Here is a 15,261-nt window from a genome sequence, read left to right as displayed (position 1 = left end):
TGCAGTGAAGAAAGTTCTGATCATCGGTGCCACGTCCGCTATCGCCAGTGCCTGCGCTCGTTTGTGGGCCACGCAAGGCAGCGATTTTTTCCTGGTGGCGCGCAACGTCGAGAAGCTCCAGCAGACCGCCGCCGACCTCAAGGCGCGCGGGGCGAGCCACGTCACGCTGCACGAGATGGACGCCAACGACATTGAGGCGCACCCGCTGATGATGGGCCGCTGCCTGACTGCGCTGGGTCAGATCGACATCGCCCTGATCGCCCACGGCACGCTGCCCGACCAGAAGGCCTGCGAACGCGACGTGCACATGGCGCTCAAGGAATTCGCCAACAACTGCACCTCGGTGATCGCCCTGCTCACTGTGCTGGCGATGCAGTTCGAGACCCAGCGCTGCGGCAGCCTGGCGATCATTTCTTCGGTGGCCGCTGACCGAGGGCGCCCCTCCAACTACCTGTACGGCAGCGCCAAGGCGGCAGTGTCGACGTACTGCGAAGGCTTGCAGGCGCGGCTGTTCAAAGTCGGCGTGCACGTCACCACCATCAAACCGGGCTTTGTCGACACGCCGATGACCCAGGGCTTGTCGTTGCCGGCCGCCCTGCTGGCACAACCGGCTCAAGTCGCCCAGCGCATCGTCAAAGGCATCGCCAACAAGGTGCCGACGCTTTACGCACCGGGTTTCTGGGCGCTGATCATGCTGGTCATTCGTTCGATCCCGCAGCCGGTGTTCAAGAGGCTGAACCTGTGAGCGAAGCTGTGCCCGAGCCTCCCCACCTGTCCGGCTGGCGATACCGCGCGGTGGTGCTGTCGGTGGTCGGCTCAGCGTTGGGCTATCTGGGCTTTTCGCTGTGGGGCGGCTGGCAGGCGGTGGGCGCTGCGGTGAGCGAGGTGGGATTGCTCGGCATTGTCATCGCGCTGTTCATGTCGTCGGTCAATTACGGCCTGCGTTTCCTGCGCTGGCAGACCTACCTGAACGTGCTCGGCCATCCCATGCCGTGGCGGCCGAGCCTGACTATTTATCTGGCCGGCTTTGCCCTGACCACCACGCCGGGCAAGGCCGGAGAAGCGTTGCGCGGGGTGCTGCTCAAACGCTGGGGCGTGCCCTACCCGCAAAGCTTCGCGGCGTTCTTCAGTGAGCGGCTGTCGGACCTGTTTGCGGTGGTGTTGCTGACCCTGTTCGGCCTGTCGCTGTACCCCCAGGCGTGGCCGATGATCGTGGTCGGCGTGGCGCTGGTGGTGGTCGGGCTGGTGGTGCTGTCGCAACGTCGCCTGCTTGAGCGGATCACCGAAAGGGTGCCGACCGGCAGCGGCCAGATGCTCGGGCTGCTGCGCCATCTGCTGCAGGTGCTGGTGCATGCGCAGCACTGCCATCGCTTGCGCCTGATGCTCGGGCTGACCGCGCTGAGCGTCGTCGCCTGGAGCGCCGAAGCCCTGGCATTCGACTGGATTCTGAAATGGATGGGCGCGGACATCCCGCTGACCTTCGCGGTATTCGTCTACGCCCTGGCGATGCTGGCCGGAGCGGTGAGCTTCATGCCCGGCGGGCTCGGTGGCGCGGAGGCGGTAATGGTCGGATTGCTGGTCTGGAAAGGCATGAACAGCGCCGACGCCGTGGCCGCCACTGTGCTGATTCGTCTCGCCACCCTGTGGTTCGCCGTAGCCATTGGCGCGGTGATGCTGATCAAACTTAAAAGCGAGGCCACGATGCCTCGTGTTCAACCGATTCAATAACGCTTTTTCTACGGAATAAAAGGACAGGAGTGCAATTCATGGTGGCAGCAGTACGGTATCGAGCGTTGTTTGGCATTCCCCTGCTACTGGCGGTCGCCGCTGTTCTCTGGAGCTTTCTGGCCTCCAGCGGACCGGTTCAATGGATGGACAACGGCATTTTCATCGCCGACGCCTCCCAGGGCCGCTATTTCAGTGAAACCCTCGGCCCTCTGGATCACCCGTTGTACCTGTTCGTCACCACGGCGCTGTTCGCTCACGTCGGGCCGCTGGTGCTGAGTTTCATGAACTCGATGCTGCTGATCCCGCTGGGCTGGGCGATCTTCCGTCTCGCCAAGGGTGTTGGCGCGACGTCGCAGCAGGCCTTGCTGGCGATTGCCGCGGCGGTCTTGTGCCATTGCGTGTTCTGGGTCTCGACCAAGGCCGAGGTTTACCTGCTGCACACGCTGTTGGTGACCTTGGCGTACATGGTGCATTTTCGCGATAAATCGCGCCTGGGCCTGCTCACCGCGCTGTTCGTCATCGGCATCCTCACCGGCCTCGCCGCCGCCATTCACCAACTGACGTTCATCGTGCTGTTCCCGCTGTACGTGCAGTTGGTCTGGCAGCACAGGGCGCGGGTCCTGTTGACGATTCCGGGTTTTGTTCTGGGGTTTGCGGTGGCAATTCCCGGCATTTTGCAGGAACTGCAGGACGGTCTGAGCCTGATCGATATCGGTCAGCGCTACCTGATCGGCATCCCCGACAACACCACCGAGCAAAGCTGGCAGGGTTCGCTGTTTCGCTTCGACGACATGTGGCACGAGAAGAACTCGGTGATGCTGCTGATGTTGTCACTGCTCGGCCCGCAACTGGTGGCGCTGGTGCTGTTCCCCAAAAGCCGGCGCCTGCGACTGTTGTGGTGCGCGGCGGTGCTGAACTTCATCTTCGCGGTGTCGTACAACGTCACCGATCGCTTTACGTTTTTCCTGCCGGGCGCGGTGCTGTTGAGCATTATCGGCGTGATCCAGGTGCAGGCGTGGCTGGCGCGACACAACGCCGCCGTTGTCGCTTACGCCCTGCCCTTCACCGGCCCGGTGGCGATTCTGGCGGTGTACGCGATTTACGCCAACGGCGCCGTTGCGCTGCCGACCCACAAGGAAGCGCTGCCTTTCCGTGACGATATCCATTACTTCATGGCGCCGTACTTGCGGGATCGTTCGGCGGAGGCATTCGCGCACAGTTACGAACAATCGGCCCCGATAGGCGCGCTGATCGTCGCTGACTGGACGCCCAACGGCGCATTGCGTTCGGCGCAGGCCAGCGGCCTGCTCAAGGGGCGAACCCTTGCTCTGTGCGAAGGAGCGCAAGACATTGAGTCTTACCTGAAAGGACCCGGCGCTTTCCTGCCGCGGACCAGTTATTGCTCCAACATCTCGGACCGCTTTGATCTGCAGACGTTGACGGTGGGATACGAATTGCGCGCGAAATAGGCAGACAAGGGAAAAAGAAGCCCTGGCCTGGAATGATGCCGAGGGCGACGAGGTGCGTGTCCAGGGAGAGCCTGGGCACGATCGTGAATCCAATGGCCTTGACACCTTTTGATCGTGGATGACCGTCCGTCGGGTGGAATGCACCTCTTGCATGGGCCGGTTGACCAATAGGTATCCATGACAACAAAAGGATTCACATCATGATCAAGACTAAATTGACTGCCCTGACACTCGCTGGCCTGATGGCTGTTGCTACTGGCTCTGCGTTCGCCGGCTCCACGGGCCCGACTGATCCGATCGACAAGAACGGTCCGAAGCCAAGCACCTCCACCAGCGGCCAGAACAACGACGGCAGCTCCCCAGGCACGTCGACCCCCGGCACCAAAGGCATGGGCAGCACCAACGGCACCAACCGTACCGACGCTGACGGCGGTGGCATGACCAACGGCAGCGGCATGGGTGGCAGCGGCGGCGGCACCGGTGGTGGCGCGAGCGGTTCCAGCGGCAGCAAGTAAATTGCTGTGCTGACCGTGTGCCTGTGAGCGAGATTAGCGCCGAGGCAGCACTGAATACGATGAAGGGCCGAATATGATTCGGCCCTTTTTTCGTTGGCGGTCTGGTTTCCGAGGCAAAGCGATTGGCCCCCTGATCTTCTCGGCAATTGGAGGTGTGCGCCAGATATCCGCGGGCTTAGCGTAGTGGTCATCAATCGCTGCCGGATGATCCGCCCATGAAACTGCTCAAACGCATCACCGCCCCGCTCTGCTGGCTGGCCTTCACCGGCGTGATGTTCGTCGGCAGCGCCCAGTCACACGAGGCCGAGCAGGAAAAGGTCACCGTTCTGGAAGAGCACCCGATGCTCAATGCACCAGGAAAAAAAGCCATGGTACTGACCGTTGATTACGCACCGGGCCAAGCCTCCATTGCCCACAGTCACAGCGGCAGTGCGATCGCTTATGTGCTGGAAGGCGAGGTAATTTCGAGAGTCAACGACGGCAAGGCGATCACCTATACAGCGGGCCAGACGTGGTACGAGCCGGCCGGGTCAAAGCACTATGAATCGCGAAACGCCAGCGCGACAAAGCCTGCGAAACTGCTGGTGTTCATCCTGCTGGACCACAAGGCCGACATCCTCACGCCGCTGCCGAAGTGACGTTGAGGGTGATCACACTGGCCTCTTCCCGGCTGAAGCCGGTCCTACTATGGGATCGCACGCACTCAGTGGGACCGGCTTTAGCCGGGAAGGCATCAGGCGTCACACCGCAAAAGCCGGCACAGAAACCCAAGCCTAAATTTTCCGCTGCCGCTGTCGATACGCTATTCGTAGAGCCCGGATATCGGGTCGGACCGGATCAGTGAAAGGCAAAAGTATGTACACAAACATTTTTCTGCTGGTAGAGCATGGCCGCGATCAAGGTGAAGTTTCTGTTTTGGGCTGGTTCGATGACGAACGCGCCGCGCAGGACACCGCCGAGGCCATGGAGTGGAAAGCGTACCGCGATGAAGCCAAACGTCATCATCAGTGGTCGAGCCAGCCGTTGCTGCCGCCGGACCAGACGGCCCATCGACGGTTCTGGGTCAAAGGCATCTCCAAATTCAGCCACACCCCGGCACCCCGTTCATGGGCGGTGCATTGATCCCTGTTGAGTAGAAACTCAACGTAGCGGGCACCGCCAAGGTGCCCCGCTTTTTGTAATTTTCTGACGCTGGCTCGTCAGCAGAACTGACTCAAAACATCGTCGGCCACTCGACGAGTTCCCCCTGCCAGATACCTTGATGCCGACGGGCAATCACCAGGCAGTCGCCCGTACCCGTCGCGCTCACCACCCGTTCACCTCCGGGTGACCAAAATGCGCTGCGTCCCGCGCAGGCCCAGCCTCCCGACGGTCCGCCATGGTTGGCCATCAACACGCCCATTGAATGCTCGACGGCGTAACCCTGCAGCACCTCGGCATCTCGCGCATAGCCTTCTTCGCTGATCAGCACGCTGCTGGCGTACACACTGGCTCCGCCACGCGCGGCTGCCCGGGCGTGGCTGGCGTGGGTGAAATCCGCACAGACCGAGAGTGCAACGCGCTCAGCCCCGATGTTCACCGGCGCACCGCCCTCCCCCCCGCTGAAAACCGCCTCTTCTCCCGGATGAAGATGCTGCTTGGTGTAGACCGACTGCGATCCATCGGCCGCCATCACCAGTGCGCCAACCAGGATGGTTTCGCTGCCGGGTTGGCGCAGTGGCAGCCCCACCACAGTTGTCATCCCTGACTGCGCCGCGAGCTCCCGCAGCGGTTGCAAACACTCGGCGTCAGGTGCCTGAGCGAGCGCGCGCGCAAGGGACGGCTCGTAGCCGGTCAAGGACAACTCGGGGAACAGCAGAAACTGAACGCCATGCTCGACCGCGCGGCGCATGATTTGAAAATGCCGATCGATATTGACGTTGAGATCACCGGCGACCGAGCAGTACTGCGCAGCGCACATCACGAGGGTTGTCATAAGGGCTCATTTTTCAAAAAGCGCGGGAGTTGAGAATGCTTCGAGCAACCTGCCCTGCAGTGGCGGCACGTCGTCATTACCCTGCAACAGCGCCTCGACCTGGGTTGCATCGCCGAGATCCCCTAGCTGTGGTTTTTCGAAGTGACGAAGTTTAGAAAATCATGGGAGGGCAATGCCTTCGAATATAACCAGCCTTGAGCGTAATCCACGTCATACATTCGCAGGTAATCGACCTGATGGGGGCTCTCGATTCCCTCGGCCACAATTTCCAGACCCAGGGTTTTAGCCATTGCAATAATATGCGTCACCACCGAGCTGGACGCTGAGGACTTATCGATGGCGTCCACGAAAGACTTATCTATCTTGAGCACATTGACAGGAAGCCGCTCAAGATATTGCAAACTGGAATACCCCGTACCAAAGTCATCGATTGCAATCTTGAACCCTAGCGCCCGAGCTTTTTCAAGTGTCGTGACGGCCGACTCAACATCGATGAAGCCTCGCTCAGTGGCCTCTATCCAGATTTGACTGTTGTCAATCATCGAGCCTTTCAACGCCTGATCAAGCGTGTCAAGAAAACGCCCGGATTTAAGATCCTCCGCACAGATGTTAATCGCCACATGAAGGTTGCGGTTATCTCGCAGAAGTTGTGCCATGTCTCTGACGACACCATAGATGACTTGGTCAGTTATGGGCAGAATAAGCCCTGTTTCTTCAGCCAGCGGAATGAACTGATCAGGGGCCACAACCGTTCCGTCTGGTCTCACCCACCGGACCAACGCCTCGGCCCCTAAACATTCCTGCGTTTCAAGATCAATGATCGGTTGGTAGTGAACAGTGAACTCACGCTGATTTATAGCGATCTGCAGCTCCGCAGTCGGCGAGAGTCGGTTTTGCATGACTCGGATGACCGACAACACAACAATGAAGCCGATCCCCAGGCCTATGGGCAGCATCCAGGCCAGCTCGCTATAGAAACTGGTATCGACGCTTTTTATGGGCTCTGCCACAAGGGCGGACCAGTCGTCTTGAGTGGAAACAGCGTAGAGATAGTCTTTACTCTTGGGATCTGGACTTGATACGAGTCGGGAGATGGTCTTTTCATCCGCGCCCTGAGACATATTCACCAATTGGCCTTGGTAAAAAACACCGAGCTGCATTCGCTCATTCAGAATAATGTCGCTGAGCCTTCCTGCATTTATAAGGACGGTGTAGGCGCCACGATGAATGATCGTAATCGGCTGGATCCCCTGGTCTCTGGGGATGAGGCGAACATTGATTTTATAGCCTCTCGCATCGGTAAAAGTCGACGTCGTCGGACCGGACAGTATCGACGTGCTTCCCCATGATGTGCAGGCAACAGACCCTTGTTCGAGATAGTCGATTTCCTCCACCGCACGGGTATTAACGGTCGCTTTACGCATTAACGAAACATGCTCAGGAGAACACGGCACTCCAGACCAGCCCTCCATGTCTGATATAACACTGAGTCCTTGTTGCAATGACAGGCTAATGTTTTTGAGTGCGCGCTCGGAATAGGTCGCCAAATGAGTTCTTTCTTTGGCCAGGGCCCTTTCCCAAGAAATGTAAGCCATCGCTATCATAGGCAAAACAGCCCCTATCAGCCCTGACAGGGTGGCTATTAAGATGACTCTGGATTTACGCATTCCCTTGCCTCGAAAAGTGGACTCATCCTTTACTGATGCTCGTTACCTCTCGTTCAGAGTGTGATTTATCCTGGACTACCGAGCAAGGAGGCGCGCAAGGTTTTCACCTACCCAAACACTCTGTACATCCCGTCGCCGCCCGAAAACCCAAAAGCCACTCACTGGACGGAAGTCCGGCACCTGAGATAGCGTGCCCTCCCTAAACGACCCAAGGCGTCCAATCCATGACCGACCGTCAACTCATCGTCCCCGATGAAATGCGTTTACTCGCCGAGCGTGCGGGCTACGCGCCCGCCGTGAAGGTCGGCAAAACCCTCTACTGCGCCGGGCAAGTCGGTCGCAACCACGAGCTGACCGTCATCGAAGACCCGGAGCAGCAGTTCATGGCGGCGTGGGAGAACCTGCGGCTCGTGCTGGCCGCCGGAGGATGTACCTTCGAGGATGTCGTCGACCTGACCACCTACCACATCGATCTGCACCGCCATATGCCCGTGTTCAGGGCGGTGAAGGACAGCGTCTTCCCTCGGGGCACCTGTGCGTGGACGTGCCTGGGCGTCAGCGATCTTGCAAAGCCTGGCCTGCTGGTGGAAATCAAATGCGTCGCGGTGCAGCGCTGATCATGAAGGAAGTGCCTTGCGCGGGACACGCAAAGCGAAAGGACTCGGACAACGCAGGCTGACCCGCCGGGTATTCCGACACGTCAGCCTGGCCATTCGCCTCAACGCGCGGTGATTTTCCACGCCCGGTGGATTTTGCCGTTGCGTGCAAAGTCCGGGTCTACGGTGTGCTGGGTGATTTCCTCTACCGCATAACGCTCCACCAGCGTCTCTTCGAGCTGGAACTTGCGGAAGTTGTTGGAGAAATAGAGCACGCCGCCCGGCGCCAGGCGCGCCATCGCCAGATCAATCAGTTGCACCTGATCGCGCTGCACGTCGAACACGCCTTCCATGCGCTTGGAGTTGGAGAAGGTCGGCGGGTCGATGAAGATCAGGTCGTACTCTTCGCGACTGGCCTCCAGCCACACCATCACGTCGCTCTGCTCCAGACGGTTCTTGTCCGAGAAGCCGTTCAGCGACAGGTTGCGACGCGCCCAGTCCAGATAGGTTTTCGACAGGTCGACGCTGGTGGTGCTGCGCGCCCCGCCCTTGGCGGCGTGCACGCTGGCGGTCGCGGTGTAGCAGTAAAGGTTCAGGAACCGCTTGCCCGCCGCCTCGCGCTGGATGCGCATGCGCATCGGCCGGTGATCGAGAAACAGGCCGGTGTCCAGGTAATCCGTGAGGTTAACCAGCAGCTTCACGCCGCCTTCGTTGACCTCGTTGAACTTGCCCTGGGCGCTCTGACGCTCGTACTGCTTGGTGCCGCTCTGCCGCTCGCGACGCTTGACCACCACGCGGCTCTTGTCGATGCCGAGCGCCTGGGGAATGGCCGCCAGCGCATCGAACATACGGATCGAGGCCTTTTCCGGATCGATGGACTTCGGCGCCACGTACTCCTGAACGTGGACCCAGTCGTGGTACAGGTCGATGGCCATGGCGTACTCGGGCATGTCCGCATCGTAAACGCGGTAGCAATCGATGCCCTCACGCTTGACCCACTTGCCCAGCGCCTTGACGTTTTTCTGCAGGCGATTGGCGAACATCTGTCCGCCTTCGCTCAGGCGCGGTTGCTCAATGACTGGCGCAGGGGCCGGCGTTGGCTTGATCGGGTTGCCATTCTTGTTGTACTGACGCTCTTGCGGCTCGTCCGGTGCCTGATCGTACGCGGCTTGCTCACGCTCGGCCTGACGTTGCTCCGGGGTGCGACGCTCGCCGGTAACGAATTGGTCGGGCAGCACTTTGATCAACAACAGCTTGCACGGCAGTGCGCCGTTCCAGAACGCGTACTGCTTGTGGCTGCGAATGCCCATGCGCTTGCCCAGATCCGGCGCACCGGTGAACACCGCCGCTTCCCAGTTCAGACAGGCCTGACGCAGACGCTCGCCGAGGTTCTGATAGAGGTACAACAGGCTGGCTTCGTCGCCAAGACGCTCGCCGTACGGCGGGTTGCAGATGACCAGACCGGTCTGGTTCTGGTCGGGACGCGGCTCGAAGGTCGCCACTTCACCCTGGTAGATCTTGATCCACTCGCTCAGGCCGGCGCGTTCGACGTTGTTGCGGCCTGGCTGAATCAGGCGCGGATCGGCCTCATAACCGCGAATCCACAGCGGTGGCTTGGCCAGACCCGCTTGGGCGCGTTCCAGCGCTTCGTCATGCAGCTTGCGCCAGATCGCCGGCACGTGACCCAGCCACGCCGAGAAACCCCAGCGCTCGCGCTTGAGGTTGGGCGCGATGTCCGCAGCAATCATCGCCGCTTCGACCAGGAACGTACCCACGCCACACATCGGGTCAGCCAGCGCGCCGCCTTCAGCGGCAATGCGCGGCCAGCCCGAGCGGATCAGGATCGCGGCGGCCAGGTTCTCCTTGAGCGGCGCGGCGCCTTGCTGCAGACGGTAGCCGCGCTGATGCAGGCTGTGGCCGGACAGGTCCAGGGACAGAATCGCTTCGCCGCGGTCCAGACGCAGGTGCACGCGCAGGTCCGGGTTGAGCTTGTCCACCGAAGGGCGTAAACCGTCCGCGGTGCGCAGGCGGTCAACGATGCCGTCCTTGACCTTCAAGGCGCCGAAATGGGTGTTGTCGATGCCGGAACCATGACCGCTGAACTCCACGGCCAGCGTACCTTCCGCTTCCAGATGGTCAGCCCACTCGATGTCGTGCACGCCGTGGTACAGGTCCTCGGCGTCCTTCATCGGGAAACGCTTGAGCACCAGCAGCACCCGGTTGGCAAGCCGCGACCATAGACACAGCCGGTAGGCGGTTTCCATGTCGGCGGTGCCGCGGATGGCGGAAGTGTGTTCGCGGGTTTCCTCGAGACCCAGGGCTGTGGCTTCCTCGGCCAGCAAGCCTTCGAGGCCTTTTGGGCAGGTGAGGAAAAGTTCGTAACGGTCCGACATGAGTATTCCAGAGCCTTGGGCTATAGCGGCCGGACAACGCATTGTCCGGCCCGATTCCAACAGACGCCTTTCAAGGAGGACGCCTGCGCGGCACACAGTTTGTGCCTATCCTTCGCACCGATACATTTCGAGTGCGACGGTCCGCCAGCACATGGGTGCCGACGTTTTGGTGTTAAAAAATACTATTCAGCACGACGGCGGCTGCAATAAAAAGTCACATCGCTGACCCTTCGTCGTTTTTCCGCTGACTGCAAACAGCCAGCACTCTCAACTGCGAAACACTTGCACTGCCACCGGAAAGCCCCGGTTAAAAGGGGTTCCCTCAAAAAACTCTTGTCAAACGAGTGGCTGCTTATGGTCGTAATGCCTGAATGGTTACGTTCTTATGACAAAACGATCATTCACAGCGCATCTTTCATTGGTTAGAAATCACCCAAGGTCATCGCCGCAACGGCGGTGGCATCAAGCCCGTGACGCCGGCAGCGGGCCGCTAACGGCAGAAGATTTTCTGCCGGACCTCAACCTGAGGTCTCCAAGGACATTACAGTCAACAAACGAGGGCAACACCCTATGAGAAGACTTAAGCGTGATCCGATGGAAAGAGCATTTTCGCGCGGATACCAGTACGGCGTATCCGGTAAATCCCGTGAGCTTTGCCCATTTACTCTACCGTCAGTGCGTCAAGCCTGGATCAACGGCTGGCGAGAAGGACGCGGCGACAACTGGGACGGTATGACCGGCACTGCGGGCATTCATAGACTCAACGAACTTCACGCGGTCGGCTGACGCAACCCTCACGTTACAGCCTGACCTAAAGCTTCTTCGACATTCTTGACCGCTTCACAATTACCACGCACGCCCCACCCGGGCGGCGGGCTCAAGCCCAAGAGGGGTTCCAGTCGGAACCCCTCTTTTCGTCCGGATGAAGCGGGATGGATCAGCGGGACATCGAAGCGATCGCGTCCACCGACTGGCGAATCAACGCCGGCCCCTTGTAGATGAAGCCCGAATAAATCTGCACCAGACTCGCCCCTGCCGCGATCTTGTCCGCTGCGTGCCGGCCTTCGGTAATGCCGCCGGCCGCGATGATCGGCAAGCGCCCGCCCAATTCACCGGCCAGCACTTTGACAATGTGCGTGCTCTGCTCGCGGACCGGCGCACCCGACAGGCCGCCTGCTTCGTCGCCGTGGGGCAACCCTTCGACGCCCTGACGGCTCAGGGTGGTGTTGGTCGCGATCACCGCGTCCATGCCCGATTCCAGCAACGCGCCGGCAACCAGTACGGTCTCTTCGTCGCTCATGTCCGGGGCAATCTTGATCGCCAGCGGTACGCGCTTGCCGTGAATCAGGGTCAAGGCTTCCTGACGCAAGCGCAGGGCTTCAAGCAATTGCTTGAGCGAATCGCCGAATTGCAGGCTGCGCAGGCCCGGGGTGTTGGGCGAGCTGACGTTGACGGTGATGTAACTGGCGTGGGCGTACACCTTGTCCAGGCAGATGAGGTAGTCATCCACGGCGCGCTCCACCGGCGTATCGGCGTTCTTGCCGATGTTGATGCCCAGCACGCCTTTGTACTGCGCGGCCTGCACCCGGCTGACCAGATTGTCGACACCCAGGTTGTTGAAGCCCATACGGTTGATGATGGCTTCGGCGTGGGGCAGACGGAAAATGCGCGGTTTCGGATTGCCCGGTTGCGGGCGCGGCGTGACGGTGCCGATCTCGACGAAACCGAAGCCCAGCTGCGAGAAGCCGTCGATGGCTGCACCGTTTTTGTCCAGCCCCGCCGCCAGCCCGACCGGGTTAGGAAAGCGCAGGCCCATGACAGTCACCGGCAACTGCATCGGCGCCTTGTTGAACAGGCCGTTGAGCCCCAGACGCCCGCCCGCTCCGATCAGGTCGATGGACAGATCGTGGGAAGCTTCCGGGGAGAGTTTGAACAGTAACTGGCGGGCCAGGTTATACATGGGCGGGCGCGGCTCGATTGCGGCTGGGATCAGCGGCGGATTATAAACGCCGCCACGGGTGAAGCGCGAGGCATGTCGCGAACTTTGCTGACTGCCCTGCTAGCCGCTGGCATATCGCTTGCTTTAAATCCTGTATCGACTCGATCCAACGGCGGAGCGAGACACAGGACAATGACGTCGCTGTCGCCCCGGTTCACCCTGGGCGAGGCGGCGTTTTTTTTGGACGACCGGCAGCGTTGAAAGACGGGTCGGCCTCCACGCGGAATGGCAATCATGAATGACTCGCTCACTCCCTCACTGGCCTGGGTCAACGGCAGCGATGCACCGGAACTGACCAGCGTCGACCTCGGTTTCATGGCGCTCACCGACAGCGCCTCGCTCATCGTTGCCGCGACCCAGGGCTTCGCCCAGCCTTATGGCCTGCACATCAATCTGCACCGCCAGTCCTCGTGGGCGAATCTGCGCGACAAACTGGTCAGCGGCGAACTGCATGCCGCTCACAGCCTTTACGGGCTGGTCTACGCCGTGCAACTAGGGCTGGCCGGGCCGGCGAAGCACATGGCAGTGCTGATGGGGCTGAACCAGAACGGCCAGAGCATCAACCTGTCCCGGTCGCTGCAGCAGGCGGGCGTGACCACTCCTGATGCACTTGATCGGCGCACGCACCAAAGCGACTCAAAACTGACCTTCGCCCAGACCTTTCCCACCGGCAACCACGCCCTGTGGCTTTATTACTGGCTCGCGAGCCAGGGCATTCACCCGTTACGCGACGTCGACAGCGTGGTGGTGCCGCCGCCGCAGATGGTCGAGCACTTGCAGGCCGGGCGCATCGACGGCTTTTGCGTCGGCGAGCCGTGGGGTGCCAGCGCGGTTCAGCAGAATCTGGGCTTCACCCTGGCGACGTCCCAGGCCATCTGGCCGGATCACCCGGAAAAGGTGTTGGCTTGCAGCGCGGAATTCGCCGGGCAGTACCCGAACACGGCGCGCGCGCTGGTGATGGCCGTGCTTGAAGCCAGTCGCTTCATCGAAGAAAGTGCTGACAACCGCCGAAGTACCGCGCAGTTGCTCAGCGCCGCCGAATACGTCAATGCCCCCGTCGGCGCTATCGAATCGCGGCTACTGGGCGAGTACGACGACGGGCTCGGCAACCGGTGGCACGACCACCACGCCATCCGCTTCCATGGTGACGGCCAGGTGAACATGCCCTGGCTGTCCGACGGCATGTGGTTCATGACCCAGTTCCGCCGTTGGGGTTTGCTGCGCGAAGACCCGGATTACCTCGGCGTGGCCCGCAGCGTCCAGCAACTGGGCCTGTACCGCGAGGCCGCCGAGGCACTGGGCATTGCCGTGCCGCCCTCGCCCATGCGCAGCAGCCAGTTGATCGACGGCAAGATCTGGGACGGCAGCGACCCGGCGCGTTACGCCCGCAGCTTCAAGCTGCACGCGCTGGCCGATGCGGCCCTCGTTCATGCTGATCGCTGAGGAGACGCCAACATGCTGCGAATCCTGCTGATCAACGACACGCCCAAAAAGGTCGGTCGCCTGAAAGCGGCGCTGACTGAAGCCGGTTTCGAGGTCATCGACGAATCCGGGCTGATCATCGACCTCCCCGCCCGGGTTCAGGCCGTGCGCCCGGACGTGATCCTCATCGACACCGAATCACCGGGCCGGGATGTGCTGGAGCAGGTGGTGCTGGTGACTCGCGATCTGCCACGGCCGATCGTGATGTTCACCGATGAGCACGACCCCGGCGTGATGCGCCAGGCGATCAAGTCCGGGGTCAGTGCCTACATCGTCGAAGGCATTCACGCGCAACGCCTGCAGCCTATTCTGGACGTCGCCATGGCCCGCTTCGAAAGCGATCAGGACCTGCGCGCGCAGCTGCACGCCCGCGATCAGCAACTGGCCGAACGCAAGCGCATCGAGACGGCGAAAGGCCTGTTGATGAAGATGAAGCAGTGCAACGAGGAGGAGGCCTACACGCTGATGCGCCGCCAGGCCATGAGCCGGCAGCAGAAACTGATTCAGGTGGCCGAGCAGATCATTGCGATGAGTGAGCTGTTGGGTTGAGCGCATCGAGGCCCGGACGACGTCGGCGTGAATGGCTACGCCCACTCTCTCTGTAGAGACCGGCTTTGGGTAGGCCGAAAGTTGGATGACTTACCAAGGTCCACTGTAGGAGCGCGCTTGCCCGCGAACGCGGTGTGCCTGTGACGAACCCATCGCCTGACACTCTGCCTTCGCGGGCAAGCGCGCTCCTACAGGTTGAGTGGCCGACGCCATTTGCTCGTTTGACGCATGCCTACTGTATGAGCCGGCTTGCTGCGGGCCGGGATCGGACGAACACAGTCGGTCAGCCCTTAACATGTCGACTGCCCCACTGCCTTCGCCAGCAAGCCAGCATCTGCCGGCTTTGGTCATCCCGAAGGTAGGGTGCCTTGCCGAGATCCACTGTAGGAGCGCGCTTGCCCGCGAACGCGGTGTGCCTGTGACGAACCCATCGCCTGACACTCTGCCTTCGCGGGCAAGCGCGCTCCTACAGGTTGAGTGGCCGACGCCATTTGCTCGTTTGACGCATGCCTACTGTATGAGCCGGCTTGCTGCGGGCCGGGATCGGACGAACACAGTCGGTCAGCCCTTAACATGTCGACTGCCCCACTGCCTTCGCCAGCAAGCCGGCATCTGCGGGCTTTGGTCATCCCGAAGGTAGGGTGCCTTGCCGAGATCCACTGTAGGAGCGCGCTTGCCCGCGAACGCGGTGTGCCTGTGACGAACCCATCGCCTGACATTCTGCCTTCGCGGGCAAGCGCGCTCCTACAGGTTGAGTGGCCGACGCCATTTGCTCGTTTGAAGCCAGTCCACTGCAGGAGCCGGCTTGCTGCGGGCCGGCATCGGACGAACCCATTGTGTCAGCTGACGACTGCGCTGCTGACCCACTGCCTTCGCCAGCAAGCCGGC

14 protein-coding genes are annotated in these 15,261 nt (G+C 61.0%); 10 read left to right on the top strand and 4 right to left on the bottom strand.

Translation table 11 applies throughout. From position 1 onward, the window contains the following. The first annotated feature begins 4 nt into the window (after positions 1–4). The 6 genes from BMY98_RS08185 to BMY98_RS08160 all read left to right on the top strand — a co-directional run bounded on the left by BMY98_RS08185 (position 5) and on the right by BMY98_RS08160 (position 4,834). Positions 5–745 carry an SDR family oxidoreductase gene (locus BMY98_RS08185; protein ID WP_074887512.1) on the top strand — a complete coding sequence of 247 codons (741 nt, stop codon included), beginning with the start codon at positions 5–7 and terminating at the stop codon, positions 743–745. 8 nt (positions 746–753) lie between these two features. Continuing rightward, on the top strand, positions 754–1,728 hold the full coding sequence (locus BMY98_RS08180; RefSeq protein ID WP_074887514.1) for a lysylphosphatidylglycerol synthase transmembrane domain-containing protein: 975 nt from the start codon (positions 754–756) through the stop codon (positions 1,726–1,728). A gap of 38 nt (positions 1,729–1,766) precedes the next feature. Next, entirely contained in the window at positions 1,767–3,197 is a 1,431-nt protein-coding gene (locus tag BMY98_RS08175) for a DUF2723 domain-containing protein (protein WP_074887186.1), read from the top strand. 200 nt (positions 3,198–3,397) lie between these two features. After that, complete coding sequence (locus BMY98_RS08170; protein WP_074887183.1) at positions 3,398–3,712, top strand: hypothetical protein; 315 nt, start codon at positions 3,398–3,400, stop codon at positions 3,710–3,712. Between the two features lie 272 nt (positions 3,713–3,984). After that, positions 3,985–4,350 carry a cupin domain-containing protein gene (locus BMY98_RS08165; protein ID WP_074887510.1) on the top strand — a complete coding sequence of 122 codons (366 nt, stop codon included), beginning with the start codon at positions 3,985–3,987 and terminating at the stop codon, positions 4,348–4,350. 217 nt (positions 4,351–4,567) lie between these two features. Further along, on the top strand, positions 4,568–4,834 hold the full coding sequence (locus BMY98_RS08160; protein ID WP_065988488.1) for a hypothetical protein: 267 nt from the start codon (positions 4,568–4,570) through the stop codon (positions 4,832–4,834). A gap of 91 nt (positions 4,835–4,925) precedes the next feature. Here BMY98_RS08160 and BMY98_RS08155 read toward each other — a convergent pair whose 3' ends face one another. Together BMY98_RS08155 and BMY98_RS08150 are read right to left on the bottom strand one after the other, a co-directional pair. After that, positions 4,926–5,687: a carbon-nitrogen hydrolase family protein gene (locus BMY98_RS08155; RefSeq protein WP_074887180.1), complete on the bottom strand. Its 762-nt coding sequence runs from the start codon at positions 5,685–5,687 to the stop codon at positions 4,926–4,928. Positions 5,688–5,809: 122 nt separating this feature from the next. Further along, complete coding sequence (locus BMY98_RS08150; RefSeq protein WP_074887178.1) at positions 5,810–7,354, bottom strand: EAL domain-containing protein; 1,545 nt, start codon at positions 7,352–7,354, stop codon at positions 5,810–5,812. A 224-nt stretch (positions 7,355–7,578) separates the two neighbouring features. On the opposite strand from BMY98_RS08150, the gene BMY98_RS08145 reads away from it, so the two are divergent. After that, positions 7,579–7,971 carry a RidA family protein gene (locus BMY98_RS08145; protein ID WP_074887174.1) on the top strand — a complete coding sequence of 131 codons (393 nt, stop codon included), beginning with the start codon at positions 7,579–7,581 and terminating at the stop codon, positions 7,969–7,971. Positions 7,972–8,072: 101 nt separating this feature from the next. On the opposite strand, the gene rlmKL is transcribed toward BMY98_RS08145, so the two are convergent. Beyond that, positions 8,073–10,343, bottom strand: coding sequence for a bifunctional 23S rRNA (guanine(2069)-N(7))-methyltransferase RlmK/23S rRNA (guanine(2445)-N(2))-methyltransferase RlmL (rlmKL, locus tag BMY98_RS08140; RefSeq protein WP_074887172.1), 2,271 nt, complete (start codon positions 10,341–10,343; stop codon positions 8,073–8,075). A 570-nt stretch (positions 10,344–10,913) separates the two neighbouring features. On the opposite strand from rlmKL, the gene rmf reads away from it, so the two are divergent. Then, entirely contained in the window at positions 10,914–11,129 is a 216-nt protein-coding gene (gene rmf / locus BMY98_RS08135; protein WP_074887169.1) for a ribosome modulation factor, read from the top strand. A 151-nt stretch (positions 11,130–11,280) separates the two neighbouring features. Here the strand turns inward: rmf and BMY98_RS08130 are convergent, their stop codons facing one another. Next, positions 11,281–12,303 carry a quinone-dependent dihydroorotate dehydrogenase gene (locus BMY98_RS08130; protein ID WP_074887166.1) on the bottom strand — a complete coding sequence of 341 codons (1,023 nt, stop codon included), beginning with the start codon at positions 12,301–12,303 and terminating at the stop codon, positions 11,281–11,283. Between the two features lie 273 nt (positions 12,304–12,576). Here BMY98_RS08130 and BMY98_RS08125 point away from each other — a divergent pair, with 273 nt between their 5' ends. Then, a complete protein-coding gene (locus BMY98_RS08125; protein WP_074887164.1) occupies positions 12,577–13,785 on the top strand; it encodes a CmpA/NrtA family ABC transporter substrate-binding protein in 1,209 nt (402 codons plus the stop codon). A 12-nt stretch (positions 13,786–13,797) separates the two neighbouring features. After that, positions 13,798–14,373 carry an ANTAR domain-containing response regulator gene (locus BMY98_RS08120; RefSeq protein WP_037011032.1) on the top strand — a complete coding sequence of 192 codons (576 nt, stop codon included), beginning with the start codon at positions 13,798–13,800 and terminating at the stop codon, positions 14,371–14,373. Positions 14,374–15,261: the final 888 nt, after the last annotated feature.

It is taken from the genome of Pseudomonas graminis, from assembly GCF_900111735.1.
Lineage (GTDB): Bacteria > Pseudomonadota > Gammaproteobacteria > Pseudomonadales > Pseudomonadaceae > Aquipseudomonas > Aquipseudomonas graminis.
The sequence above is the reverse complement of the archived record's forward strand: the minus strand, read 5'-3'. Positions and strand labels throughout refer to the sequence as shown.

What these genes read in the sequence shown, in the direction of transcription:
- BMY98_RS08175 (WP_074887186.1), top strand. Translation starts at nt 1,767, where the DNA reads ATGGTGGCAGCAGTACGGTATCGAGCGTTGTTTGGCATTCCCCTGCTA.
- BMY98_RS08170 (WP_074887183.1), top strand. Translation starts at nt 3,398, where the DNA reads ATGATCAAGACTAAATTGACTGCCCTGACACTCGCTGGCCTGATGGCT.
- BMY98_RS08165 (WP_074887510.1), top strand. Translation starts at nt 3,985, where the DNA reads ATGTTCGTCGGCAGCGCCCAGTCACACGAGGCCGAGCAGGAAAAGGTC.
- BMY98_RS08160 (WP_065988488.1), top strand. Translation starts at nt 4,568, where the DNA reads ATGTACACAAACATTTTTCTGCTGGTAGAGCATGGCCGCGATCAAGGT.
- BMY98_RS08155 (WP_074887180.1), bottom strand. Translation starts at nt 5,687, where the DNA reads ATGACAACCCTCGTGATGTGCGCTGCGCAGTACTGCTCGGTCGCCGGT.
- BMY98_RS08150 (WP_074887178.1), bottom strand. Translation starts at nt 7,354, where the DNA reads ATGCGTAAATCCAGAGTCATCTTAATAGCCACCCTGTCAGGGCTGATA.
- BMY98_RS08145 (WP_074887174.1), top strand. Translation starts at nt 7,579, where the DNA reads ATGACCGACCGTCAACTCATCGTCCCCGATGAAATGCGTTTACTCGCC.
- rlmKL (WP_074887172.1), bottom strand. Translation starts at nt 10,343, where the DNA reads ATGTCGGACCGTTACGAACTTTTCCTCACCTGCCCAAAAGGCCTCGAA.
- rmf (WP_074887169.1), top strand. Translation starts at nt 10,914, where the DNA reads ATGAGAAGACTTAAGCGTGATCCGATGGAAAGAGCATTTTCGCGCGGA.
- BMY98_RS08130 (WP_074887166.1), bottom strand. Translation starts at nt 12,303, where the DNA reads ATGTATAACCTGGCCCGCCAGTTACTGTTCAAACTCTCCCCGGAAGCT.
- BMY98_RS08125 (WP_074887164.1), top strand. Translation starts at nt 12,577, where the DNA reads ATGAATGACTCGCTCACTCCCTCACTGGCCTGGGTCAACGGCAGCGAT.
- BMY98_RS08120 (WP_037011032.1), top strand. Translation starts at nt 13,798, where the DNA reads ATGCTGCGAATCCTGCTGATCAACGACACGCCCAAAAAGGTCGGTCGC.